Origin of the sequence: Laedolimicola intestinihominis (assembly GCF_040096155.1) — a bacterium.
In the GTDB taxonomy this organism is placed as follows: domain Bacteria; phylum Bacillota; class Clostridia; order Lachnospirales; family Lachnospiraceae; genus Laedolimicola; species Laedolimicola intestinihominis.
Genome location: NZ_JBBMFE010000001.1, coordinates 188,549 through 212,674, shown reverse-complemented (window position 1 = coordinate 212,674; position 24,126 = coordinate 188,549). Strand labels below are relative to the sequence as shown.

General features: G+C 53.0%; 14 protein-coding genes and 1 pseudogene. All 15 read right to left on the bottom strand.

From position 1 onward, the window contains the following. The 15 genes and pseudogenes from WMO29_RS00835 to WMO29_RS00765 all read right to left on the bottom strand — a co-directional run bounded on the left by WMO29_RS00835 (position 1) and on the right by WMO29_RS00765 (position 23,818). Positions 1–936, bottom strand: a complete 936-nt coding sequence (locus WMO29_RS00835; protein ID WP_349163357.1) for a ComEC/Rec2 family competence protein — start codon at positions 934–936, stop codon at positions 1–3. Positions 937–1,072: 136 nt separating this feature from the next. Continuing rightward, entirely contained in the window at positions 1,073–2,917 is a 1,845-nt protein-coding gene (ftsH, locus tag WMO29_RS00830) for an ATP-dependent zinc metalloprotease FtsH (RefSeq protein WP_349163356.1), read from the bottom strand. Between the two features lie 204 nt (positions 2,918–3,121). Next, a complete protein-coding gene (locus tag WMO29_RS00825) occupies positions 3,122–5,782 on the bottom strand; it encodes an ABC transporter permease (RefSeq protein ID WP_349163355.1) in 2,661 nt (886 codons plus the stop codon). Beyond that, positions 5,779–6,462: an ATP-binding cassette domain-containing protein gene (locus WMO29_RS00820; RefSeq protein WP_178038212.1), complete on the bottom strand. Its 684-nt coding sequence runs from the start codon at positions 6,460–6,462 to the stop codon at positions 5,779–5,781. Before WMO29_RS00820 ends, WMO29_RS00825 begins: the two co-directional genes overlap by 4 nt. Before the next feature lie 144 nt (positions 6,463–6,606). Beyond that, complete coding sequence (locus tag WMO29_RS00815; RefSeq protein ID WP_349163354.1) at positions 6,607–7,626, bottom strand: sensor histidine kinase; 1,020 nt, start codon at positions 7,624–7,626, stop codon at positions 6,607–6,609. Positions 7,627–7,691: 65 nt separating this feature from the next. Then, a complete protein-coding gene (locus tag WMO29_RS00810) occupies positions 7,692–8,360 on the bottom strand; it encodes a response regulator (RefSeq protein ID WP_178038210.1) in 669 nt (222 codons plus the stop codon). A 75-nt stretch (positions 8,361–8,435) separates the two neighbouring features. Beyond that, positions 8,436–9,005, bottom strand: a complete 570-nt coding sequence (locus tag WMO29_RS00805; protein ID WP_349163353.1) for a peptidylprolyl isomerase — start codon at positions 9,003–9,005, stop codon at positions 8,436–8,438. Positions 9,006–9,017: 12 nt separating this feature from the next. Continuing rightward, complete coding sequence (locus WMO29_RS00800) at positions 9,018–10,097, bottom strand: M24 family metallopeptidase (RefSeq protein ID WP_349163352.1); 1,080 nt, start codon at positions 10,095–10,097, stop codon at positions 9,018–9,020. Between the two features lie 24 nt (positions 10,098–10,121). Next, positions 10,122–10,958: an ABC transporter permease gene (locus WMO29_RS00795; RefSeq protein WP_349163351.1), complete on the bottom strand. Its 837-nt coding sequence runs from the start codon at positions 10,956–10,958 to the stop codon at positions 10,122–10,124. Beyond that, a pseudogene (locus tag WMO29_RS00790) lies at positions 10,955–11,977 on the bottom strand (ABC transporter permease). Before WMO29_RS00790 ends, WMO29_RS00795 begins: the two are co-directional and overlap by 4 nt. A 223-nt stretch (positions 11,978–12,200) precedes the next feature. After that, a complete protein-coding gene (locus WMO29_RS00785; protein WP_349163350.1) occupies positions 12,201–13,820 on the bottom strand; it encodes an ABC transporter substrate-binding protein in 1,620 nt (539 codons plus the stop codon). A 53-nt stretch (positions 13,821–13,873) separates the two neighbouring features. Beyond that, positions 13,874–14,851 carry an ABC transporter ATP-binding protein gene (locus WMO29_RS00780; RefSeq protein ID WP_158363116.1) on the bottom strand — a complete coding sequence of 326 codons (978 nt, stop codon included), beginning with the start codon at positions 14,849–14,851 and terminating at the stop codon, positions 13,874–13,876. 6 nt (positions 14,852–14,857) lie between these two features. After that, on the bottom strand, positions 14,858–15,850 hold the full coding sequence (locus WMO29_RS00775) for an ABC transporter ATP-binding protein (RefSeq protein ID WP_349163349.1): 993 nt from the start codon (positions 15,848–15,850) through the stop codon (positions 14,858–14,860). 250 nt (positions 15,851–16,100) lie between these two features. Beyond that, positions 16,101–23,237, bottom strand: coding sequence for a discoidin domain-containing protein (locus WMO29_RS00770; RefSeq protein ID WP_349163348.1), 7,137 nt, complete (start codon positions 23,235–23,237; stop codon positions 16,101–16,103). Positions 23,238–23,260: 23 nt separating this feature from the next. Continuing rightward, positions 23,261–23,818: a thioredoxin domain-containing protein gene (locus WMO29_RS00765; protein WP_349163347.1), complete on the bottom strand. Its 558-nt coding sequence runs from the start codon at positions 23,816–23,818 to the stop codon at positions 23,261–23,263. Positions 23,819–24,126 lie beyond the last annotated feature (308 nt).

The window sequence follows — 24,126 nt, the reverse complement described above, 5'->3', positions numbered from 1 at the left end:
CTACTTTCCTTTCGGTTCTCCCGGCGTCCAGTTATCCGACGGGGATGCGTTGAACGCGATCGTTTGTCCGTCTGACACGGCCACTATAGTACCCTGATCATCCGTCCGAAAAATCTGAATTCCCATTTCCCGGAGACGGTTTAAAACCTCCGCATGGGGGTGTCCGTAGGTGTTCCCCTCACCGCAGCTGAAGACCACATACTGCGGATCGACGGCTTTTAAAAAGTCCTCCGTATTGGCGGTACGGCTGCCATGATGGGCTGCTTTGTAAACGTCCGCATTCAGATTCTCCCCGCTGGCTGTCATGTCTTCCTCGGAATGCTCCTCGGCGTCCCCTGTAAATAAAAAGCTGTTCTCACCGAACTGCACCCGCACACCGATGGAATAATCATTGGCGTTACTGCCGTAGCTGTCTTTTACCGGACATACCACTGTCACCCGGGCCTCGCCCAACGCATATTCGTCTCCCGCTTTCGGGTGGGTAATCTGGTAATCTTTGGCCTTCACTGCCTGAATCACATCGTCGTAGGTCCGGGTATCCTTGCTGTAATCGGGCATCCACACCTCATCGCAGTCGAACTTGTAAATAATCACATCCAGGCCGCCGATATGATCCGCGTCCGGATGGGTGCCGATGACGTAATCCAGATGGTCGATGCCCTGATTTTCCAGATAGGCCTGTACCGTCGTACCCTTGCTGTTGTTGCCTGCGTCGATAAGCATAGCGTGATCGCCCTGCCGTATCAGGGTGCAGTCGCCCTGCCCGATATCCAGATAATGGACCTCCAGGGTAGATCCGTCGGATACGGCTGTGCCGCCCGTCTCTTTTGTAAGCTGTTCCTGCACCGGATAGACTGCCGCCAATACCAGGGCGATCACCGCCAGCAGGAACCTCTTCGCCTGATTTTTTCCTTTTCCTCTTCTGCCTCGTGCCATAATGTCCTGTTATGCTCCCTGTTTTTCTAGTCTTTTCTTATTATAACACAAAACAGGCGTTCGAACACCACTTATTTTTCTGTTCGAACGTCTGCTTTGTGTTTCTTGTTCCTATTTCTTTCTATTATATAGTTTTTTATTCAGCTACTGCCGGTTCTTTCTCTTTGCGGTTCAGGATTTCCATGAATTCTTCGCCGGTGATGGTCTCCTTCTCGTACAGGAATTTGGCGATCTCATGGAGCTTCGGCATATTCTCACTCAGGAGCTTTCTGGCCTTCTCATGCTCGGCCTTCACGACTTCTACCACCTTTTTATCTATCAATGTCGCAGTCTCCGGTGAGCATGCCAGGGAAGTGTCGCCGCCCAGATACTGGTTGCTGACAGTCTCCATGGCCACCATATCGAACTCGTCATTCATACCAAAACGGGTAATCATGGCTCTCGCCAGCTTCGTAGCCTGCTCGATATCGTTGGACGCGCCGGTGGTGATGGAATGGAATACCAGCTCCTCGGCCACCCGGCCGCCGGTAAAGGTGGCAATCTTGTTCTCGATTTCCTCTTTCGTCATCAGGTTATGCTCGCCGGATTCCACCTGCATGGTGTAACCGAGCGCGCCCGAGGTACGGGGGATAATGGTAATCTTGTGAACCGGGGCGGAATGGGTCTGAAGTGCCGCCACCAGGGCATGTCCCACCTCATGATAGGAAACAATCAGCTTCTCCTTATCGGAGAGTACCTTGTTCTTCTTCTGGTAGCCTGCGATGACCACCTCCACACTCTCCTCCAGATCACTCTGGGTCACAAATTTCCGGTTCTGGCGTACCGCACGCAGAGCCGCCTCGTTGATGATATTGGCCAGCTCCGCGCCGGAAGCGCCTGCTGCCGCCCGGGCAATGGCATTGAAATCCACGCTTTCGCTCATATGAACCTTTTTGGCGTGAACCTTCAGGATATCCTCGCGGCCCTTTAAGTCAGGCAGTTCCACCGGAACCCGTCGGTCGAACCGGCCCGGACGAAGCAGAGCCGGATCCAGGGAATCCGGACGGTTCGTCGCCGCCAGAATCATAACGCCTTTCCGGCCATCAAAGCCGTCCATCTCGGTCAGCAGCTGGTTCAGGGTCTGCTCCCGCTCGTCGTTGCCGCCCATACCGCCGCCGTCACGCTTCTTACCGATGGTATCGATCTCGTCGATGAAAACGATACAGGGAGCCTTCTCATTGGCCTGCTGAAACAGATCCCGGACCTTGGCCGCGCCCATACCCACGAACATCTCGACGAATTCTGAACCGGAAATAGAGAAGAAGGGAACGTTAGCCTCGCCTGCTACCGCCTTTGCAAGCAACGTTTTACCGGTTCCCGGAGGGCCTACAAGCAGTGCGCCCTTCGGCATAGTGGCGCCGATCTCCGTATACTTGGCCGGATTGTGCAGAAAGTCTACGATCTCGGTCAGAATCTCCTTGGCCTCATCCTCGCCCGCCACATCGGAGAATTTGATGCCGGTGGTGGACTCCACATAAATCTTGGCGTTGCTCTTGCCGAAGGTCATGGCGTTGCCACCCATCATGCCGCCCATTTTCTTGTTCAGGTTCTTCATCAGCATCTGGCCGATGACAATCATGATGATAAAAGGCACCATGGAGACCAGAAGGGACATCCAGGGGGAGGCCTCCTCCACGATCTCCGTACCGAATTCTACGCCCGCGTCCTGGAGACGGTTCACCAGATCCGGGTCGTTGAAGACGCCGGTCTTATAGTAGTTTACCGGATCCGCATTGTCGGAAAAGATGATCTGATTATCCTCCACCTGAACCTGCTGGATTTCTTTCTTATCCAACATGGTCAGGAAGGTGTCGTAGCCTACTTCTTTTACCGTAGGGCTCAAAACCTTCGGGAAGACAAACATATTTAACAAAATCATGATGACAATCACGATGGTGTAATAAAAAATAAATGGTTTCTTGTTGTTCTTGACTTCTTTCATCGCTATCTCCTGTCATAATAAAATGCGGCGGAAGCATGTCCTTCTTCAGGACCTGCCACCGGCAGCTCCTTACGCATGCTTCGCAGCCGCAGAGCCAAACTCTCTCATTCGGCGTTTTCATGTTAAGAAGAATAGCATTTTACGCCGGAAGAATCAATGAAGATTCCATAAACTTTTCTAAAAAACTTATGATCTGACATTTCCTTACAGGCTTTCCTGCCGGATACTGTCGATGATATTGGCTTTCCGGAGCTTGCTTTTCGCATACAGCATGGTGGAAAATACCACCAGAAATACGCTGGCTATCACAACCACGATGCTTGCCGCCGGTACATAGAATTCCGTATCCATACCGGATCCCACCACCCGGTAGATGACCCAGGTCACCAGAAGGGACACCGGCAGGCCGTAAAGCAGCGCTTTCAGTCCGTAAAGGACACATTCGTAGCTGAGCATCCGGTTCATTTCCTTTGGCGTCATGCCTACGGAGGACAGCACCGCGAACTCCCTCCGGCGCAGCAGAAAGCCCGTGGAAATGGTGTTGAACACATTGGCCGCCGCAATCAGGGAGATGAGGGCGATGAAGCCATAGGCAAAGATATCGACAGTCATCAGCATGCTCTTCATGCCGCGAAGCTCCTGGGCCGCGTCATTTACATAGAGATACTCCTCCGTATCTACCGTTTCTATCAGTTTATTCAGCTCCTCCGCCACCTTCTGATGGTTCGCAGCCTTCAGATACACACAGCCTCGGGGCAGACAGCTTTCCAGTTTTTCTCCGAGTATCGATGCAAGCTGGCTTTTTGACACTACCATGCCCAGTCCCATATCACCGGCAAAGAGATTCATGGGGCCGCTTTCTACCAGTTTTGCCGCATAGCCTGTGACAGAAATCTGATAAGGCTCCTGATCCACCTGCCCTCCGTCCGCTTCTTCCTGGGCCTCCTGCCATGCGGTATAATCGGTAAGCATAATCGTCACCGGTTCCCCGGCAGATTTCAGGGTTTTCACAGTCTGATAACGGCCTGTGGCAGAATGATAGGCCCGGACCTCATTTCCAATGATCAGCGGTATCTGTCCGTCCTTTTCCTCCGGCACCGCGAGCCCTGCGGAAAGCAGCCATTTCTCATAGTCTTCATCGGAAAGCACAAGCAGTTCTCCGTCCAGGCGAAAATAGCCGTTCTCATCTTTCTCCATTTCCCAGAGCTCTTTCCTGGCGCTTTCATCCATCTGCTCCGGCTTCAAGAGAATATCCGGATAACATTCCTGCACATACAGGGCCTGCTCCACGCCGTCCACAGACGCGATTTCCTGCCGAAGCTTTGGAGCATGCACACCGTAGACCGACACGTCATATTCCGGCACCGCCTTCGCATCGAACAGACTCTTTTTCAGATAGGTGGAATAGGAGCTGGCCGACACAAAGAGCACGATGCTGATAAACAGGGACAGCACCGTCGCCCGGTACTGCTTCCTCGCCCTGGAAAAATACCGGTTTGCCAGCCCTGCGGGCAGCCCGAACAGCTTCTGACTGAAGCGGCCTGTTTTGCGGGTTCTTTTTTGTTCCCGTCCGGAAATCCGGATATCCCGGGAAAGCCGGATGGCTTCCATGGGCGGAATCTTCGCTGCCCGTCTGGCCGGAATCCAGGCGGAAATCAATACGGTCACAAGGGCCGTCAACGCCGCTGTCAGAAGAGCCGGCCAGGACGCGTAAACCCGCATGGGAATCTCTCCCTCATAAATATATCGAAAGGATCCGGAGGTAAGGGAAAGGGCCACGCCAATTCCCGCAATGCCGGACAGGATGCCGAAAGGAATTCCGATGCTGCTTAAAATCAGCGCTTCCCGGTATACCATGCTCCGCAGCTGCCGGGGCGTCGCGCCGATGGACGCCAACAGACCAAACTGCTTTGTCCGGTCGCTGACCGAGATGGCGAAGGAATTGTACACCAGGGAGACACCTCCCGTCATAATCAGAAGAATCAGGATCACGGACATGCCGTAAAGCAGACGCATAAACGCGCGGTTCGCAGAGATTCCCTGTGTCCGAAGAAGCTCGCTGTTATAGGTAACGCTGTAATCGTTCAGATACGCATCGGTAAACTCATAGATATCCCCTCCCTTTTTCAGCTTAAAAAAGCTGGTATAGAGGCAATCCGACACCGGAGACGTATCTTTCCGGGTAAAGCACAGGAAACCGGCGCTGTTCCATCCGTAATACGGCTCCTCCATGTAGCCCACCACGGTGTACTCTCTGGGTTCCCGGATCTGAAGTTCTTCTTTTCTCGCGTCCATATCCGGATTTTCCTCATCTCTGTATACAACCGGATTCTCAGCTCCCAGCCGTTCGCCGTTTAACAGGCGCTCTCCCAGATCCAGAGACAGGATATCACCTACCGCCACCGGTGTTCCATTCTGTTCCAGCGCCCATCTTGCCTGATCTGACAGAATCAGCTCCCGGTCATTTTCCGGCAGTCGTCCTTCCGTCACCCGGATAGGCATCTGTTTCTCAAAATCCGCGTCGATTCCGACCACATAGTAATAGGGCAGCCCCGAACTATTATGATAAGACGGCTTCACCCCGTCCAGGGCGTAGCCCAGTTCCTGCCAGGTGACCTGCATGGTGACTTCTTCCATTCCGGCCAGCTCTTCCACCTTTTTCTCCGGAATCTGCATGGCTTCCCCGTGCCAGTCTCCGTTTTCCGCAATCACATTTTCCAGCATATAGTGCTGCAGGCTGGAAATAAAGGTAGTGACAGCCGTCAACATGGCGGTAGCCAGCAGGATTCCGATGATCGTAACCATGGTCCGGGTCCGGTTAGCCTTCAGGGTTTTCGCCGTCAGTCTGGTAAATACGTTCTTCATCGACGGATCACCTCGTCTCTGGCAATACGGCCATCCTCGATGGCGATGATGCGATCTGCCTGGAGGGCCAGATTTTCGTCGTGGGTGATCATAACCAGGGTCTGGCTGTATTTTTTGTTGGAGAGCTTTAAGAGCTCCATGATTTCCTGACTGTTCCTGGAATCCAGGTTGCCTGTGGGCTCGTCGGCCAGCACGATGGCCGGGGCGTTCATCAGGGCTCTTCCGATGGATACCCGCTGCTGCTGGCCGCCGGAGAGCTGGTTGGGCAGATGATTCTTCCGATCTTCCAGGTTTAAGAGTTTCAGGAGTTCCTGCAGGCGCTCCTCTCCCACCTTTCGGCCATCCATCTGCACTGGCAGGGTCATATTTTCCACCACGTTCAGGACCGGAATCAGGTTATAGAACTGGTAAATCAGGCCTACCTCCCGCCGCCGGAAAATGGCCAGCTGCTCCTCGTTCTGACCGTAGACGTCAATGCCGTCCAGGTAGACTCTGCCCGAGGTGGGCCGGTCCACGCCGCCCAGGATGTGGAGCAGGGTGGATTTACCGGATCCGGAAGGGCCGATGATGGCCACGAATTCGCCACGCTGGATATAGAAGGATACGTCGTCCAGGGCCCGCACTTCGTTTTCGCCGGAGCCGTATACTTTGGTGAGATGTTCTGCTTTTAAGACTTCCATGTCTGCCTCCTCTTGAGAAGTGGGCGCGGCGGGGTTTTCTGTGGTTCGTGAAGCACTCCCGGACGGCCGGTTTCCCGTTTTATGGGTTCAGTATACAGGGCACAGATGACGGGGGCGTGACTTTCCGGTGACAGATTTGTCACTTTATACAATACCTTTATAGAAGCGAATCGTAAACCGGGCCCCGCCCTCCGCCCGGTTCTCGCCCCTGATGGAGCCGTTCTGCTGTTTGATGATCATGCGCGACAGGGCCAGTCCAATGCCGATACCGGAGCCGAAGGAACACTTTCCTTTATAAAACCGCTCAAAGAGATGCGGCAAATCCTCCGGAGCGATGCCCGGACCGTTATCCTCGATGACCAGCTCGGTGTAGAGGCTATTTTCCTGAGCACGCAGCGTCAGGACGCCGCCCTCGCCCGCATGCTCCATACAGTTTTTTACAATATTGCTGACCGCCTCACAGCTCCAGGAGAAGTCCCCGGTAAATGCGGTCTCTGCCGGAATGTCCAGCTTCACCTGCTGCTCCCGCAGCTCTATGGGGATGGCGAAGGGCTCCAGCACGCTATCCATGAGTTTCTGTACCTCTACCTGTTCCTGTACAAAGACCGCGGTACCCGCGTCAATACGGGAGATTTTAAGCAAAGCCTCCACCAGCCAGCTGATGCGGCCCTGGAGCTGTCCGGCCTCGTAGAGGAGCTTGCGACGCTCCTGCGGGTCGGTCTCCTGGCCCAGGCGGGCCAGCACCAGGTTCAGGGAGGTCAGGGGCGTCCGCAGCTGATGGGAGATGTCCGCCAGGGAATCGCTTAAGTATCCCTTTTCCGCCTGTAAATGATCGGCCTGCTCGCTCAGACGATTCAGCAGCTTCGACAGCTCATTGGCCAGAATCTCAAGCTCTCCCTCCTGATATCGGGTAAAATTCAGATCCCGCTCTCCGTGAAGCATCCGATCCGTGTCCGCGGCCAGCTTTTCCAGACGGCGGTAGCGGCACAGCGTGAAGGCGAGCCACAGGGCAATGACCAGTACACAGCCAAGAACCGCCAGCAGGAATCCGGCCATAGCCGCCTGCTGTCGTATAAGAAAAAAGCCTGCCGCTGCCGTGATGGCAGCGACGCAGGCCGATATAAGTACGCTCATTCTGAATTCTTTGTCTCGTAGATATCGCATGGATTCCTCCCATACTTTATGCTTTCCATCTCTTTTACTCTAAAATCAACAGCCAAATTCGTTTTTTATTCCAGCTTATACCCGAGTCCCCGCACCGTACGGATAATCGTCGGATTTTGCGGATCTGTCTCTATCTTCTCTCTCAATCTTTTGATGTATACGGTCAACGTATTGTCATTGACGAACTCCCCGGCGGCGTCCCAGATTTCCTCCAGAAGCTGTCCCCTGGTCAGTACCATTCCCTTATGGTTCAAAAAGAATAACAGCAGCCGGTACTCCAGCGCCGACAGGCAGCAGTCCGCGCCGTCCTTCGTCACGGACGCCCGCACCGTATCCACCCGCAGGTCCCCAATTTCCACAATCGACTGGGTTTTCCCACACCGGCGCAGCACGCTCCGAATCCGTGAAATCAATTCTCTTGGCCGGAAGGGCTTACTGATATAATCCTCTGCTCCCAGGTCAAGCCCGGTCACCACGCTGAACTCGTCCCCTGAAGCCGTCAGAAAGATCACCGGCGTATCCGACTCGGCCTTCACCGCCGAGCACACCGCGAACCCATTTCCATTCTGCAGGGACACGTCCAGCAGCAGCAAATCAAATTTTTCCTCCTGAAGCGCCGCCAGAGCCTCCCTCTGCCCCGCTTCCGCCCGCACCTGAAAGCCCTCCGCCTTCAGCACCGCGCTCAAGTTCTCGATAATCGCCCGGTCGTCCTCGACCAGAAGTATGTTTGTCAAGTCTTCGCCTCCCCGATAGATGTCTGTTTCAGCAAATCATATTTATTCTAACATAGTTTTCTTCTGTATTCCTTTTTATTTCCAGCAGGGCGGCAGCTTCTGCTCCTTCATGCGGATCGGCTCGGGATAGGTCTGGCCGTGGAGCTCCAGCTCTACACGGTCGATGATTTCCGGTTCTACGGGCTCGTTCACTTCCACGCCGGGAATGGGAAAATCTACGGGGACGGTTTTTACCTTTTCCAGGCGGTAGATTTCGTCCATGCCTTCCAGGACGCGGCCAAAGACCGGATAGACGCCCTTATGGTCGGGGCAGTCCCGCAGGGGGAAGAAGAACTCGCAGGAGGCCAGGCCGTCCGCGCCATAGCCGCCCATGCAGACTGCGCCCGGATGGGAATCCAGGGGTGTGATCTCCGGGTGAAGCTCAAATTCGTTGGGAATCAGATACTGGGCTTCCTTTTTGCCGAAGGCAGTATAGCTCACATCGATCCAGCTGCCCGGGACGATGCGCTGGATGGCGTGGTGATCCATGAGACCGCGGGAGGCCACGTAAATAAAGCTGTTCACTGTGTTGGGCGCTGCCTCGGGCAGCAGCTCTATCACAATCTTTTTTCCGTTTTTCATATATAAAACAGCAATCGGATTCATTTTAATTTCTCCTTAACCGATGATCTCCAGTTCCTTCGGATAATGGTTCAGCACCTCGCAGCCCTCCTCAGTCACCAGCACCAGATCCTCCACCCGGACGCCGGTGTCACCGGTCAGGTAGATACCCGGCTCGATGGAGAAAATCATGCCCGGAACGGCCTTGTCCGTATTCACGGACGATACATCGCCAAACTCATGCTCCCCAAGGCCGATGAAATGACCCAGACGATGGGTGAAATAGGGTCCGTAGCCCGCTTCGGTGATCAGATCCCGGGCTGTTTTGTCCAGCTCGCAGAGCGGAATACCCGGCTTGATTTTCGCGATAGCGGCCTCGTTGGCCCGGCGCACCGTATTGTATACAAGCTGATGCTGCTCGCTGGCCTCCTTGTAGTAGAAGGTACGGGTCATGTCAGAGCAATAGCCATCCTTGATGCAGCCTACATCGAAGAGCACGCAGTCGCCCGGCTTCACCACAGTGTCGTCCGGCGCGTGATGGGGATCCGCCGCATTTGCTCCAAAAGCCACCAGGGGCTCGAAGGAAAAGCCGTCGGCTCCCAGATCCTGATAGATTTTCAGTGTCTGCTCAGCCACCTCTTTCTCGGTGACGCCCTCATGAATCAGGGTCTTAAACTTCGCAATGGCTTTATCATTGATATCAGAAGAGACGCGCATCAGTTCCTGCTCCCCGGCATCCTTGACGCCGCGGGTCTTGTCCACCGCCAGAGACGCATTGACAAAACCTGTGGCCGCTTTCCTTTTCATCAAAGGAAGCAGAAAACGAGCAGTCAGATCCTTATCCACGCCCAGTGCCTGATCGTGATCCAGATACTTCGCCACAATCTCGGCTGCCGGATCCGTATCGTCATACCAGACCTTCTCCACACCCACCTCTTCCGGTACGGTGAACAGCTTGTTCAGGAAATACACATGCTTTCCGTCCGCCCGCAGGTACAGGGCGTAGAAACGCTCGAAGGGCGCGATGTATACGCCGGTCAGATAGTAGATGGACATGGGATCCACGATCAGCATCTGACTTAAGCCCATTTCCTTTAACGCATCCAGCACACGTTTTACTCTGTTCTCTTTTAACATAACTTCCGTCTCCTCTCTTGCCATTTAAAACTGCTTTCTCAGCTTCGGATCCAGCAGATCCCGCAGACCGTCGCCGATGAAGTTCGCGCCCACGGCCATGGTAAAGATCGCCAGTCCCGGGAAGCCTGCCACCCAGAATTTATTGAAGTAGCCCACACCGTCGGACACCATCATGCCCCACTCGGGCGTAGGCGGCGCGGAGCCAAGGCCTAAGAAGCTTAAGGTCGAGAACATCAGGATCTGATTTCCGATATCGGTGGTCGCCATAATCAATACGGAGCTGATACTGTTCGGGATAACTTCTTTCAACAGAATCCGGAGCCGGGACGCGCCCAGCGCCTCGGAAGCGGTCACATATTCATTTTCCTTGACGCTTAAGACAACGCTCCGCATGAGTCTGGCGTAGGTGGGCCAGGCCACGATGACCAGAGCGAACATGGTGTTGAACAGGTTGGAACCCATCACAGCGTTGATGATCATGGCCAGAATCAGGGACGGGAAAGACAGAATCATCTCCGAGAGACGCATCATTACATTGTCCACCCAGCCGCCCACGTAGCCTGCGATGGCTCCGTAAAAGGTACCGATGACGCCCGCGATCACCACCGTCAGGCAGCCTGCCAGCAGGGAATACCGGCCGCCGTAAATCACGCGGCTGAAGATATCCCGGCCAAAGTTGTCCGTACCGAAGAGATGCTCCGCCGACGGCGCCTGCAGACGCAGGGTCAGATCCTGGGCAATGGGGTCATAGGGCGCAATAACCGGCGCCAGAATCGCCAGCAGGATCCAGGCCAGACAGATGATAACGCCCAGAGTAAATAAATAGTTGGATTTGAACATTTTTTTGATTGAACGAATCATCCGTTGCACCTCACTCTCGGGTCAATGACGCCATAGAGAATATCCACGACCGTATTGATCACCATGTAATTCAAAGCTATCAGAAGTGCCACTCCGATGATGGACGGATAATCCACGGAAAGCACCGACTCATAGGCAAACTGTCCCACGCCGGGCCAGTTAAAGATGGTCTCCACCAGTACCATGCCGCCTAAGAGATTTCCCAGACCCAGGCCGATAACGGTCAGCACCGGAATCAGCGCATTGCCCAGGGCATGGCGTACAATCAGTCCCACACGGCTTAAGCCCTTGGCTCTGGCCGTACGGATATAATCAGTGGACATGACATCCAGCAGGTTCGACCGGGTCGTTCTGGTAATCAGGCCCATGGTAAAGGCCGCCAGCACCAGTCCCGGCAGAATCAGATGCTGCAGGGCGTCCAGCGCCTTGGCCGGATTTCCCTCGATGAGGCTGTCGATGACATACATACCCGTCACTGTGGCCGGAGCGGAAAAGCTGTTGCTTAAACGGCCCGGTCACGGGAAAATATGTAATTTATAATAGAAGAAATACAGCACTAACAGGGCGAACCAGAAGCTGGGGATGCTGACGCCGGTCACGGACAGGGCGCGCACCATCTGGTCAAGGATGCTGTTTCGCTTAATAGCGGAAATGACGCCGAACAAGATACCCAAAAGCGCCGCCAGAATGATCGCGAAAAGCGCCAGCTCAATGGTAGCCGGATAGCATCTGGCCAACTCATCCAGCACCGGCTTATTGGTACGGATAGACGTACCCAGATCCAGATGCAGCAGATTTTTGATGTACAGGATATACTGTACAAAGACCGGCTGATCCAGTCCGTATTTGGCCCGATAGGCTGCTACAACCTCGGGATCATTTAAGGCTCTCTGGCTTAAGTTCGCCACGGTCGGGTCGCCCGGTATCATTTTCGTCAGAATAAATACCAGGGTGGCCACGCCGAAGAGCATAACGACCAGATAAATCAGTCTCTTTCCTATAAATTTCAGACGTTCCATATTCCACCTCGTTTTTCTTATTTCCGCCGTGCTCCGCTCACGGCCCCGTTTCCATTTCCCACGGAGGACAGGTACTTTCGTCAGCGCTGCCGTTCCACTCTGTCCAGAGTGCGTCAGCCGTTCACGACAATATCTGCCTTCGGAATCGCCGCTTCCGAAAAACGGCTTTCGGACGGAAGAGAAATCCCCTCCGTCCGCAAGAGCTGTTCTGTATTTCTGAAGCTTACTGAATGTTAATCAGTGTCAGATCAAGCGCGTAAGGATCGGAGATACCTACGCCGCTCAGTCTGGTGTTGTAAGCGATATGTGCCGGTGCCTGTGCGATCATAACGAACGGACCGTCCTCGTACATGGCGTCCTGAATCTTCTCCAGAACCGCGATACGTGCGTCGTTGTCGGTGGCCTCCATGGTCTCCTGATACATGTCTGCCAACTCCTGATTCATATCAGCCGTCCAGCCTGCACGAAGTCCTACCACTCCGCCCGGCAGGAACTCCAGCTGTACGTTCGGGTCGTTGTAATCGGTTCCCCAATACATTACAGTAAAGCCCAGGGTTCCGTCACGGTAAGCGTCGCCGTAGCCTGCTGCCCAGGGCTGCGCTACGATATTTACATTGATACCGATCTGTGCCAGATCGTCCTTTACCTTCTGGGCCAGGTCAGACAGGAGTACGCCCTCCATATCCAGATCGCATACGGTCATGTCTACATCGAAGCCGTCTGCGTAACCAGCCTCAGCCAGCAGAGCCTTTGCCTCTTCCACGTTGGTGTAATCCGCCGCTCTCTCACCCTTGCTTCCCATGAAGCCCACCTGAATGATGTCATAGGGCGTCAGTGTACCCTCGCCGCAGATGGTCTGGATTCCGGTGTAGTCCAGAGCCTTGCGGACTGCCTGCTGTACCTTCGGATTTGCCATGGGACCGCTGTAGGTCTCATTCATGTTCATCATCACAAAGCCTACGGTCTTGGTAGCGCCATTGATGATCTCGATACCGTCAGCGCTCTGCAGCTCTTCCATGGTATCGTCAGTCATGTTCATGGCCACATCGATATCACCGCTGGACAGAGTCATCATCTGGGTGTTGGAATCCGGTTGGATCTTGATGATGTATTTATCTACGTTGGTTGCCTTGCCCCAGTAGTTCGGGTTCTTCTCCAGAACCACTTCCTCGTCCGGAGTATAGCTGGTCATCACATACATACCGGAGCCTGCGCTGGTGGTATCCAGGTAGGACTGTGCGGTATCGGTGGTAGCCGCGTCCTCAGCGTCAGTTCCACCATTCTCCTTTACAACGGCACTGTCCAGTACAGACAGAGAGCTGTAGGTCAGCTTGGAAAGGATGGCGCTGTCCTGCTGATTCAGATGGAAAACGATGGTCTTCTCATCGGGAGTCTCGATGCTGTCGATGGTATCCGCGATGAAGGCCGGGTTGCCCTGCAGGTTCTTGCAGCGGTTGATGCTGAAGGCCACATCCGCAGAGGTCATGGGGTTGCCGCTTGCGAAGGTAATGCCGTCCTTCAGGGTCACAGTCAGGGTCAGGCCGTCCTCAGAGAACTCGTAGGTGTCAGCCAGACAGGGTTCGGGAGCGCCGTCGTTGCTGTAGAATTTGAACAGGGTCTCGTAGCATGCGTTTACGATCATGGGCGGATATTTCTCATAGACATAGCCCGGATCCAGGGTAGAAAAACCGGAGCCCATGGCTACCACTACGGTACTGGAGCCGGAATCTCCTGACGCCGCGCTGCTTCCGTCAGAAGACGCGTTGTCGCTTCCACCGCCGCAGGCTGCCAGGCCGAGAACCATGGTCAGGCTCAGTGCCAGAGCTAAAAACTTCTTCTTCATAATATTGCCTCCTTTTAAACTCTATTGAGACGCCCGGATGGGCGTTGTCTCCATTATTTTTTCTCCAGACCATCATACAGGTGACAGGCTACATAGTGTCCTGCCTCCACCTCCCGAAGCTCGGGAACCTCTGTCTTACACCGGTCACACGCCTTAGGACACCGGGTATGGAACCGGCAGCCTGTCGGCGGATTGGAGGGGCTTGGAACCTCTCCCTCCAGATGGATGCGCTTAACGCTACCCTCCCCCACCTGGGGAATGGCCGACAGTAGAGCCTCCGTGTAGGGATGATAACGCTTCTCATATAACTGATCGTAATTCGCGATCTCCACCATTTTCCCCAGATACATGACGCCTACCCGGTCGCTGACCTGATAGACCACATTCAGGTTATGGGAAATGAAGAAGTAGGTCAGTCCTAACTTTTCTTTTAATTCCTGTAGCAGATTCAACACCTGAGCCTGTACGGACACATCCAGAGCGGACACCGCCTCGTCGCAGATGATAATATCCGGCTCCAGAGCCAGGGCTCTCGCAATTCCGATTCGCTGTTTCTGGCCTCCGGAAAGCTCATGGGGGTAACGGCTCAGATGATAGGTATCCAGGCCTACCAGATGCATCAGTTCCTCGATGCGGGCATCCACATCCATCTGTCCCTTCAGGCCGTGAATTTCAAAAGGCTCCATGAGTATCTGCTTTACGGTTCTTCGGGGATTCAGGCAGGCCGACGGATCCTGGAAAATGATCTGGGCCTTTTTCCGCATATTTTTAAGCTCTTTTCCCTTTAAGCCCGCGATATCCGTGCCATCCAGGTAAATGTGACCGTCCGTGGGCTTCAAAAGCCGCACCAGGGAACGTCCCAGAGTACTCTTGCCACAGCCACTCTCGCCTACCACGCCGAAGGTCTCGCCCCGCATGATCTGAAAGCTCACATCGTCCACAGCCTTGACCGTACCTGATTTTTTGTCTTTTCCTTTAAAATATACCTTCACATGGTCGGCTTCCATCAATACGTTATTCTGATTTTCCATCCTGATTTAAGCCTCCTCGTTCTCTTTCGCGTACTGCCAGCAGCGCACCAGGCGTCCATCGGATAGCTCCGCCATGGGCGGCCCCGCTTTCCGGCACTGGTCGGTGGCATAGGGACATCTGGGAGAAAAGCTGCAGCCCTCAATACGCTCGGTGGGGTTCGGCACCATGCCCTCGATGGTCTCCAGGGGATCCCGTTCTCTGGTAATCTTCGGGATGGCGTTCAGAAGTCCCTTGGTATACGGATGCTTCGGACTTTCAAAGAGCTCCTTCACCGGCGCCTGCTCTACGATGTGGCCGGTATACATGACAATCACCGTATCGCACAGCTCGCTGACTACGCCCAGGTCATGGGTAATGAAGACGACGGAGGTTCCCATGCTCTCGTTCAGCTCCCGGATCAGGTCGAGAATCTGGGCCTGAATGGTCACATCCAGTGCTGTCGTAGGCTCATCCGCAATCAAAATCTGAGGCTGACAGGCCAGAGCCATGGCAATCATGACACGCTGACGCATACCGCCGGACATCTGATGGGGATATTCATGGGCCCGGACCTCCGGGTTCGCAATGCCCACCGCCCGCATCATCCGCACTGCCTCTTCCATGGCCTCTTTTTTCTTCATGCCACGGTGAAGCCGCAGGGATTCCGCGATCTGCTTTCCGCATTTGATAATCGGATTTAAGGAAGTCATAGGTTCCTGGAAAATCATGGAAATCTCATTTCCACGGATCTTCTGCATTTCTTTCTCCGATGCTTTCACCAGATCCTTTCCATGATAAAGAATCTCTCCTCCGGTAATCCGTCCGGGCGGGTTCGGGATCAGCTGCATCATACCGAGAGAGGATACGCTCTTGCCGCTTCCGCTCTCCCCTACGATGCCCAGTTTTTCGCCTTTATGTAAGGTATAATTCAGATGGTCGACCGCATGTACGGTACCCTCAACAGTCTGGAATTCCACGCATAAATCTTTGATTTCTAATATCGTCTCTGCCTGACTCATGTTTTCCTCGCTTTTTCGCTTTACACTCTTAAAGTATTGACGCGTCAATACTTACGTATGATAACATATGTTTAATAAGATACCACATTTTCCAGAAATTTTCAAGCTGTAATTTCACAAAGACGGCAACACTGTGGCCTGATGGGAACAACCTGGAATAGGGAAGACCGGCCTCCGTGCCAGAGGCACGAAAGCCGGTCTTCCTGAATAAGGTGGAAAAACTTAACTTGTTACTTTAGATTGTTGCTTTTTATTTCATTCTTTTTCTGCGAATCAGCGCCAGTACAGCTGCTGCGGCTGCAATCAGTACCACGTACAGCAGCGGCTGTGCAGTATCACCGGTCTGTGCAGAAGTGGTGCTCGTGGTGTTGGACTTGGAGCTGCCGGAGCTTCCGGAGGAGTTCTGTTTCTTATTGTCCTCATCCTTCTTCTCGGCCACAGTCTTCAGATCTGCTACTGCAGTCTTCAGAGCGTTCAGCGCATCGCTGATTTCCTGAGAAGTAGCGTTCGGGTTCTTCAGAATCTTCTCAGCATTGCTCAGAGCAGTAGAGAATGCCTTCCAGCTGTCTGCTGTGTAGTCCTTCTTCTCTCTGTCCTTATTGCCGTTATATACAGCCTGCAGTTCATCCTTTGCTGCCGGGGACTGACCTGTGGTCAGTGCTGCGGCTGCCTCTTCCAGACCCTTCAGTGCTGCGCTTACCTGATCTGCGGTTGCGTTCGGGTCGTTCAGTACAGCCTGTGCATGTGCAAGAGCTGCGGAGAACTTCGCCCAGCTGTCTGCTGTGTAGTCGCCCTGCTTCTTGTCTGCATTCTTGTCAACTGCTGCCTTCAGTGCATCCTTCACAACCGGCTGATCCGGATTCGGTAATTCTTTCTTCACCAGACCCTTGTATGCGTCGTTCAGTGTCTTTACAGCTGCGTCTACAGTCTCCTGTGTCGCCTTCTCGTCTGCCAGTACATTCTGTGCTGTCTTCAAAGCCTCTGCAAATGTCTTCCAGGTCTCGTCGGTGTAGTTCTCCTGCTTCAGATCCTTGTACTTGTCTACGGTCTCGGTCAGAGCTTTCTTGTCAGCCGGCTCTGCTACCTTCTTACCATAGAAGTTGATCTCGGACAGACGTGCATAAGCTACATCCCTGCCGCCGGTCTTTGCTCCGTGGATGATAACCTTTACGTGCGTGATGTTTGCCTGCTCCATACGGATGCCGGATCTCATCTCATTCTCATCAATGGTCTTTCTTCCTACGGATGTGAAGTTCTCGCCATCGGTGCTTACCAGTACCTCATAATCGGTTACCTTACCGTTGCCGGTATTTTTCACGATTTCTACCTTCTCCAGGTCGTATGCGTCGCCCAGAGCCAGGGTAATCTCCTTCGGCAGTCCAACGTTGTTTCCGTAGTACGGGGACTCCCAGTAGTTGGTCTCATTGCCGTCTACCAGTGCGCTCGGTACGTTCTCCTCGCTGTACGGCGCGTCTGCGGTCATACCGCTCTTGTCGGTGATAGCCTCTGCGGTCAGCTCAGATTCTTCCAGCGCGTCAGCCGCCTTCTTCATGGCCGCGATAGCCTTCTTCACATCGTCCTTGGTGGCCTCTGCGTTATTCTTTACAGTGTTTGCTGCGTCGATGGCGTCAGTCAGTGCCTTGAAGCTCTCCTCGGTGTAGAACTTCGGGTTGGTCTTGCTGTACTCGGTAATCAGCTCAACCAGTTCGGTCTTGTCTGCGCCTGCCAGTACGGTGATTTCGTAGGATGCGGTGATCGGCGCTGCCTGATCCTCGCCCTCTGCCTGTGTAGCGGTATCCTGCATGGACTCACGTGCAGTCAGAGTAATGGTGGCCTTGCCCTCGCCTACTGCGTATGCCTTGTAAATCGGCAGACCGTTCTCGTCAGCCAGGGTGATGATTCTTACAACATCCTCGTCGGAGGAGGTTGCTACGAAGTACGGGTTGGTTGCGTTCTCCGGCTCGATGGTTGCGTTGATATCTGCCATGCTTCCTGCATACAGCTCTTTTACGTTGTCCTCAGCCAGAGTAATCTTGGTTACCGGAACCATAGCAACCTTTGCCTTTACCTCAAGCTCGCTTAAGGTCAGCATGTTGGTTCCGCTTGCCTGGTTTGCAGTTACAGATACCTTGGTTACCTTTGCGTCTTCCTTCGGGTTGGTGAACTCAAACTTGGTTCCCTGATCCTTCAGGTTCACATCGGCGGTTGTGCCATCTTCATAAGTGAAGGTTGCGGTAGCGTCTGTCATGTATCCGTTACCGTAAGACGGTGCGTTGTATACAGAAACTGTGCTTACGGTATCTGCCTTCTTCATATTCATATGAAGCGTTACCGGCATTTCTACATATTTTACTTCTTTGTCTATGTAGTTGCTTGGGATATCATACATGAACTCGAAGTTACGTCCCTGACCGCCGAACAGTCCGGAGAAGCTGCCCTGCTGGATCATCTTCTTCACATTGTTTCCGTCGTCAGATGTGAAAACATCGTTGGTCATGGTCATGGTAAAGTCGCTGCCGTAGCTTAAGCTGCCGTCTGCTGTCGCTACTGTCAGAGTAGACAGGGTCAGCATGTTCTCTACAGACGCGCCCTTTGCGTTTGCTACGGAATTTACAGTTACATCTACCTTGGTTACAGTCTTGTCTGCCTCTGCGTTAAATGTAAACTCAGAGTAGTCTGCTGCGTCTGCCCAGTCCAGAGACTTGCTGTCGCTGCTTGTGTTGCCATCGCTGTAAGTAAACTCAGCGGATGCGCTTGTTACATAACCGTTTGCCTTATTGGCATTCTGCAGGGTTACGGAGATCACCTTCCTGGTGTTGTCAGCCTGAACAGCTACCTCTTCCTCTGCTGTCTGTACTTCTACATCTTCTGCTTCGTCTGCCACATCCTCTGTTGTATCTTCTACAACCTCGTCTGCTGCATCCTGCTTCACATCGATATGGAAGGTAACCGGAACCTTTACATGCTCCGGCAGACCCTTCACTGTGGTAGTCCACTCGTCCGGATACCATTTCAGCTCGAACTCCCGGCCCTGAGTGCCGTTGAACAGTCCGCCATAGGTTTTGCTCTCGATGAACTTCTCTACGTTCTTTCCATCATCCTCTGTCAGGATCTTGTTGGTCATGGTCATGTCGAAGTCCTCACCGTAGGTGTAGGTCTTCTCGCCGCCTGTGATGATATCCGGCAGCTCCGGTGCAGAGGAGCTCTCGCAGTTAATCAGATCAAACTCCGGTCCAATCAGCATTACCTGACTCAGATCCATTGCATTTGCGTCCAGCGTAAAGTCCTTCTTCGCCTTCATGGTGATGGTGGCAATGACGCCGGTTCCGCTGTAGGTTGCCTGGTTTCCTCTGTTGGCGAATGCCAGGTTCACATAAGCTGTTCCGTCCTCATATACCTTGTTTACTGTCAGGTTCTCCATCTGGGAGATGTCGAAGTCTGCAGTGGTGTCCACATACTGAAGCAGTGCCGGATTGTAAGCCAGAACCTCTCCAAATGCGTTCAGATTCTTTACATTGTCTGCGTATACATCTACGGTAAAGGTCTCGTCAGCCTTCACGTCTGTCGCGCTGGGCAGCAGAACGATGTTGCCGGATACCTTGCCGCTCTTCTGGGTACCGCCATCCAGGTTGAACATGGTGAACGCGTAATCCCATACGTCATAGTAGCCGTTGCCGTTGATATCGCCGAATCTCTCCTCGATCTGCTTCACGAAGGTCTCTCCGTCCTTCTTGGAGAAGCCGAGGTAGTTCTTCATGTTGGTGTAGTCGCCGTCTGCGACGGTTCCCAGGTTATTGGTACTTCCTACTGCAAAGCCGTTGGTGCCGTCCTTCTTATAGATGGCCAGCTCGTCGCCGGAGAAGAAGTTGCCCTTGGACTTTGTGATAACAATCTTTACATAACGAGCCGCGCCTGTCAGCGGGATCTCTTTCATGTTATTTGCAATGCTTGCCTTTGCATTATAGGTCCAATCCGGGTGTTCAGAACCGATCCACTGGGTGGTCCAGTTCACACCATCCAAGCTGGTCTCTACGTTCATCTGCTGTACTGCGCCGTTGCCGTAGTTGTCATGTCTTGCATAATACTCCAGCTTATCCAGCGCGTAGGCCTGACCGTAATCGAAGATCATCGGGATGGCGTCTGTTACAACGTCGCCGGTGGAGTGGAACATGCCTGCTGCATCGCTGATATCATGGTCGGTCAGGTTAGCCAGCTTGCCCCAGGCATCTCCGCCTGTCCAGGTGATTTTTTCCGGCGTCGGTACGTTTCTCCAGGGATCCAGAGAAGTGGTGGCGGTTACTTCCTCAGACCATTCAGAGTAGCCGTCCTTATTTCTTGCGCGTACCTTATAAGTATGTGTAGAGTTGTACTTCAGATCGGTGTGCGCGAACTCGGTTGCGTCGCCTGCGGTATTGATGATGCCGTCTACCAGAAGCTCATAGCTGGTTGCGTCCTTTACAGCATCCCAGGTCAGGGTGTTGCTGGTCGGGGTCTTTCTGGTCACGTCATCAATCAGGTTAGCCGGAGCAGCCAGATTCGGGTTCAGCTGATTCTTGCTCATGTCGCCGTTGTTCTCAAAGCCATCCAGAACCAGGGTCTGTGCATTTGCCTGAGAATCGGTGTTGGCGAACTTCACATACAGCTTCGGTGTGGACTTCTGATCCTTCATCATGTCAGCGAACTCATCCTCTGCCTCTACGCCGTAGTACTCGATAGCCGGGGACTCGTCATAGTAATAAGCGAAGGTGCCTGCTGCCACATCCGCGTTCAGAACATCATCCTTGCTGTTCATCGCTACCTTAGTCAGCTCTGTGGAACCGTTCTGTGCTGTGATAGCAGTCGGCTCTTTGGAAACATTGACTACGAAGGTAGTGTTCTTATTTTTATCATACCCTGCATAGCTTCCGCTTGCCTTCTCAGCAGTCAGGGTTGCCACGTCGCCTTCTACCTTGGAAGTAAACTTCTGAGATACATGTTCGCCATAGGATACGTCAGCTACAGTTCCGTAACCATCCACCTCGGTGGTCTTGTTCTCTGCGGTGATTCCGTCATCCTCATACATGGTGTACTCGGTGGATCCTGCCGGCCAGAACTCTACGCTGCGGTTTGCCTTGTTGATCTTGGACGGGCTGTTGTTCTCCTCCCACATGGGGATGATGGAACCATTCTTTACAAAGATCGGAAGCTTCCAGATGGGAGCGTCGAAGTTGTTCAGGGTCTGTCCGCCGTAGTACTGCTCGCCGGTGAAGTAGTCGATCCAGATCTGATCTGCGTCCGGAAGGTAGATGCCGTTTCTCACATCATTTCCCTGTGTGTCGCTGGATGTGTTCTGGTAAATCGGAGCTACCAACACGTTGGAACCGAACATGTACTGATACTGCATATCCTTGGTGCTTGCGTAAGCGTCACCCGGATACTCCAGGAACATAGCACGGATCATCGGAAGTCCGGTGTCGCCGTTGCCTGTCTCCAGATTTGCCGCAGCTGCCGCGCTGGTGTAGATGTACGGCATCAGCTGCGCTTTCAGCTTCAGGTACATTCTGTTGATACCGGTGTACGGATCGCCGAAGGTCTGAGGAGTCTTCGCGTAGCTTCCCCAGCCGTCCATGTTCAGCATCAGCGGCGTGAATACCTTCCACTGGGTATCACGGGTGGATACAATCTTGTCTCCGCCGAAGATACCGTCCATATCACTACCGATATTCGGGTTACCGCTTAAGGACTGTCCGATGTAGGTCGGTACGTGGAAGCGGATGTACTCCCAGTTTCCGCCGTACTGGTCGCCGGTCCAGATAGCGCCGAAACGCTGTGTGGAAGCCCAGCCGTCCAGGGTGATAATGTTCGGACGCTTGCTTACGCCTGTGGTTACGATATCGTAAGCAGTCTTGGTACCGTTCAGAGCGAAGTTGTAGCCGTAGCCTACCCATGCAACATCAGTCTTCAGGGTAGTGATTCCGCCAACTTTTACCTCTTTCTCGAAATCACGAAGCAGGTGCCAGGAGGTGTCGTTCTTGGAATCCGGAGTCAGATTACTCTGTGTCCAGAGGCCGGTCTGCAGACCCTTGCTCTGTGCATACTCGGTGAACTCTTTCAGATTGTTTACATTGGCGTCTACTGCTGCAGTACGCTCTGCACTGCTGCTGCCGTCCGCGTTTACGCCGCCGGTCTGATAGTAGCCGTTCTGACCATAGCCGCAGCCATATCCGTCGTTGGGAAGGAAGTAGCCGATGGGCATGTCATATTTGTCGTACTGATCGATGACAGCTCTTGCGGAATACTTGGAATCGGTATTCACGGACGGATACTTGTCCAGCGCAGTAGTCGGCTTGGTTCCGTTCAGCGTCTCGGAGCTCATACCGTCCTTCAGCACATAGCCTGTGCTCATACCGGACTCATAATAGGAAGATGCAATCGGCACCTCGTCTGCAGTGGTTGCGGACGCGCTTCCCTTGATCTCCCATTTCTTGCTTCCGCTATTGTCGGACCAGGAGTCACGGTTGTAGCAGTTTAAATGTCCCTCATAGAACGCGTACTCCGGAAGGAGAACCGGAGCACCGGTTACATGGTAGTACTCGCCCAGAAGATCCTGTACTCTCTCAGCTGCGTTTGCGCCGTCGGACAGGAAGATGTATGCGTCGTACTCATTCTCGTTGTGAGCGGTTGCTACGGTATCTGCAGAGTTATTTCCGAAGTCGTAGGAACCAGCCAGAAAGGTATTACGCAGTACGCCGTAACCGTTACTGGAGTAGTAGAACGGGTTCGGAGAAGCGACGCCGCCGTCTACCCAGTTACTCTCATTTGCGATATGGATGGTCTCGCCTGTATGTACGAAACGGCCGTTCTGTGTACCGCCGCCGTAGAAGTTCTCGCCGCTGTTCTTAACCAGGCTCTGTGTGGTCTTGGTTCCGAGAGAAAGCGGTGCGCTCTCCTGCATTACAACATTGTCGTTGTAAGCTACGGTCATTTTTGCGGTATCTTTATCAAATGTAATCTTTGTCTTACCAGCTGCGATTACAATATTTCCATTCTCATCGGATACTTTCGCCTTCGGGTGGCTGTACTTATCGGAAGAATCCGGATACTGTGGAATCTTCGCTGTGTCTGCTGCGTTGTTTACGGTCGCATATTCTGAGAACTTTCCGCTCGGATCTACATTGTAACGGAAGATCCCGTCCTCGAGAAACGTGATTTTTCCCTTTACATCACCATTGTTGAAGCTTACTTCTACCACATTGTCGTTTGCTCTCGCTGACTTTACAGAAGACAACGGGCCGTTAAAGGCTGCTTCTACAGTCGATGCGGGAAACTGGGGCGCGATGCCTGCCACCATTGCTGCTGCAAGTACGATAGATAAGAACTTGCTGCTCATTTTTTTCTTCTTAATCATAATTTCCCTCATAAATTTTTTGTTTACTTTGCTTCGATTTCATTTTCCTGAACCCAATCGTCAAAAGCCGTCTCGCCGACGCCCAGATGATAGGTGTCCAGGTAGCTTCCGTCCTCGCCGTCTACCACATAGAAGACTCCGGGAACCGTATTGAATTCCGGGAACAGCTCCGCAATCCGCGCTCTGTTCTCTTCCTCAGACGTTTCCTCGTAGTCCAGGATAACCTGATACATGGTTACCGCATGGGTTTCGACGTAGTCCACAAGCATGCTGTGGAATTCCTGACAGTATGGGCACTCGATTGTCACAAAGGATACCAGAAAGGTCTCCCCTGCGTTCAGCTTCTCTTCCATTTCTGCCATAGAAATGCTGATAATCTGTCCTGATTGCGTGCTTTCCTCTGTCCCGATCTCTTCCATTTCGGTACCGTTCTCACTATCCTCCCCTGTTTCCGTCTCAGAAACTGCTGTTTCGGCAGCCGTTTCTTCGCCGGTCTCCTGCTTTGCAGAACCGCAGGATGTCACGCCGCACATGGCCAGTATGACGCTTCCCAGTATCAGCACTTTTTTCATTCCACTCACTCTTTTTTCGCCCTCCCTTCTCGGTTTTATCGTTGTTACCAATGCCGGAAAATCCTTTATCAATAACAATATACACATTCTATAAAAGAAAAAAAAAAAAAACAATTCCTCCGTCGAATTGTACAAAAGATTGAGCGTATAAGCCAACTCGAATCGTCGATTCAAAACATAAAAAGGGGAACGGCCAGCAAAATTTGCAAACCGCTCCCTTTTTGTTACATTTATGTGCCCAAATTAACACTTTTTAGTGAATCTTTGTCACTTTTCGTTTATTTCTTTTGTTAAAAATCACATTCTGCCGGATTCTT

Bases quoted from the DNA above. Each gene is read 5' to 3' on its own strand.
- ftsH (WP_349163356.1), bottom strand. From the start codon at position 2,917: ATGAAAGAAGTCAAGAACAACAAGAAACCATTTATTTTTTATTACACC.
- WMO29_RS00825 (WP_349163355.1), bottom strand. From the start codon at position 5,782: ATGAAGAACGTATTTACCAGACTGACGGCGAAAACCCTGAAGGCTAAC.
- WMO29_RS00795 (WP_349163351.1), bottom strand. From the start codon at position 10,958: ATGATTCGTTCAATCAAAAAAATGTTCAAATCCAACTATTTATTTACT.
- WMO29_RS00775 (WP_349163349.1), bottom strand. From the start codon at position 15,850: ATGAGTCAGGCAGAGACGATATTAGAAATCAAAGATTTATGCGTGGAA.
- WMO29_RS00780 (WP_158363116.1), bottom strand. From the start codon at position 14,851: ATGGAAAATCAGAATAACGTATTGATGGAAGCCGACCATGTGAAGGTA.
- WMO29_RS00835 (WP_349163357.1), bottom strand. From the start codon at position 936: ATGGCACGAGGCAGAAGAGGAAAAGGAAAAAATCAGGCGAAGAGGTTC.
- WMO29_RS00800 (WP_349163352.1), bottom strand. From the start codon at position 10,097: ATGTTAAAAGAGAACAGAGTAAAACGTGTGCTGGATGCGTTAAAGGAA.
- WMO29_RS00820 (WP_178038212.1), bottom strand. From the start codon at position 6,462: ATGGAAGTCTTAAAAGCAGAACATCTCACCAAAGTATACGGCTCCGGC.
- WMO29_RS00815 (WP_349163354.1), bottom strand. From the start codon at position 7,626: ATGCGATATCTACGAGACAAAGAATTCAGAATGAGCGTACTTATATCG.
- WMO29_RS00805 (WP_349163353.1), bottom strand. From the start codon at position 9,005: ATGAATCCGATTGCTGTTTTATATATGAAAAACGGAAAAAAGATTGTG.
- WMO29_RS00770 (WP_349163348.1), bottom strand. From the start codon at position 23,237: ATGATTAAGAAGAAAAAAATGAGCAGCAAGTTCTTATCTATCGTACTT.
- WMO29_RS00785 (WP_349163350.1), bottom strand. From the start codon at position 13,820: ATGAAGAAGAAGTTTTTAGCTCTGGCACTGAGCCTGACCATGGTTCTC.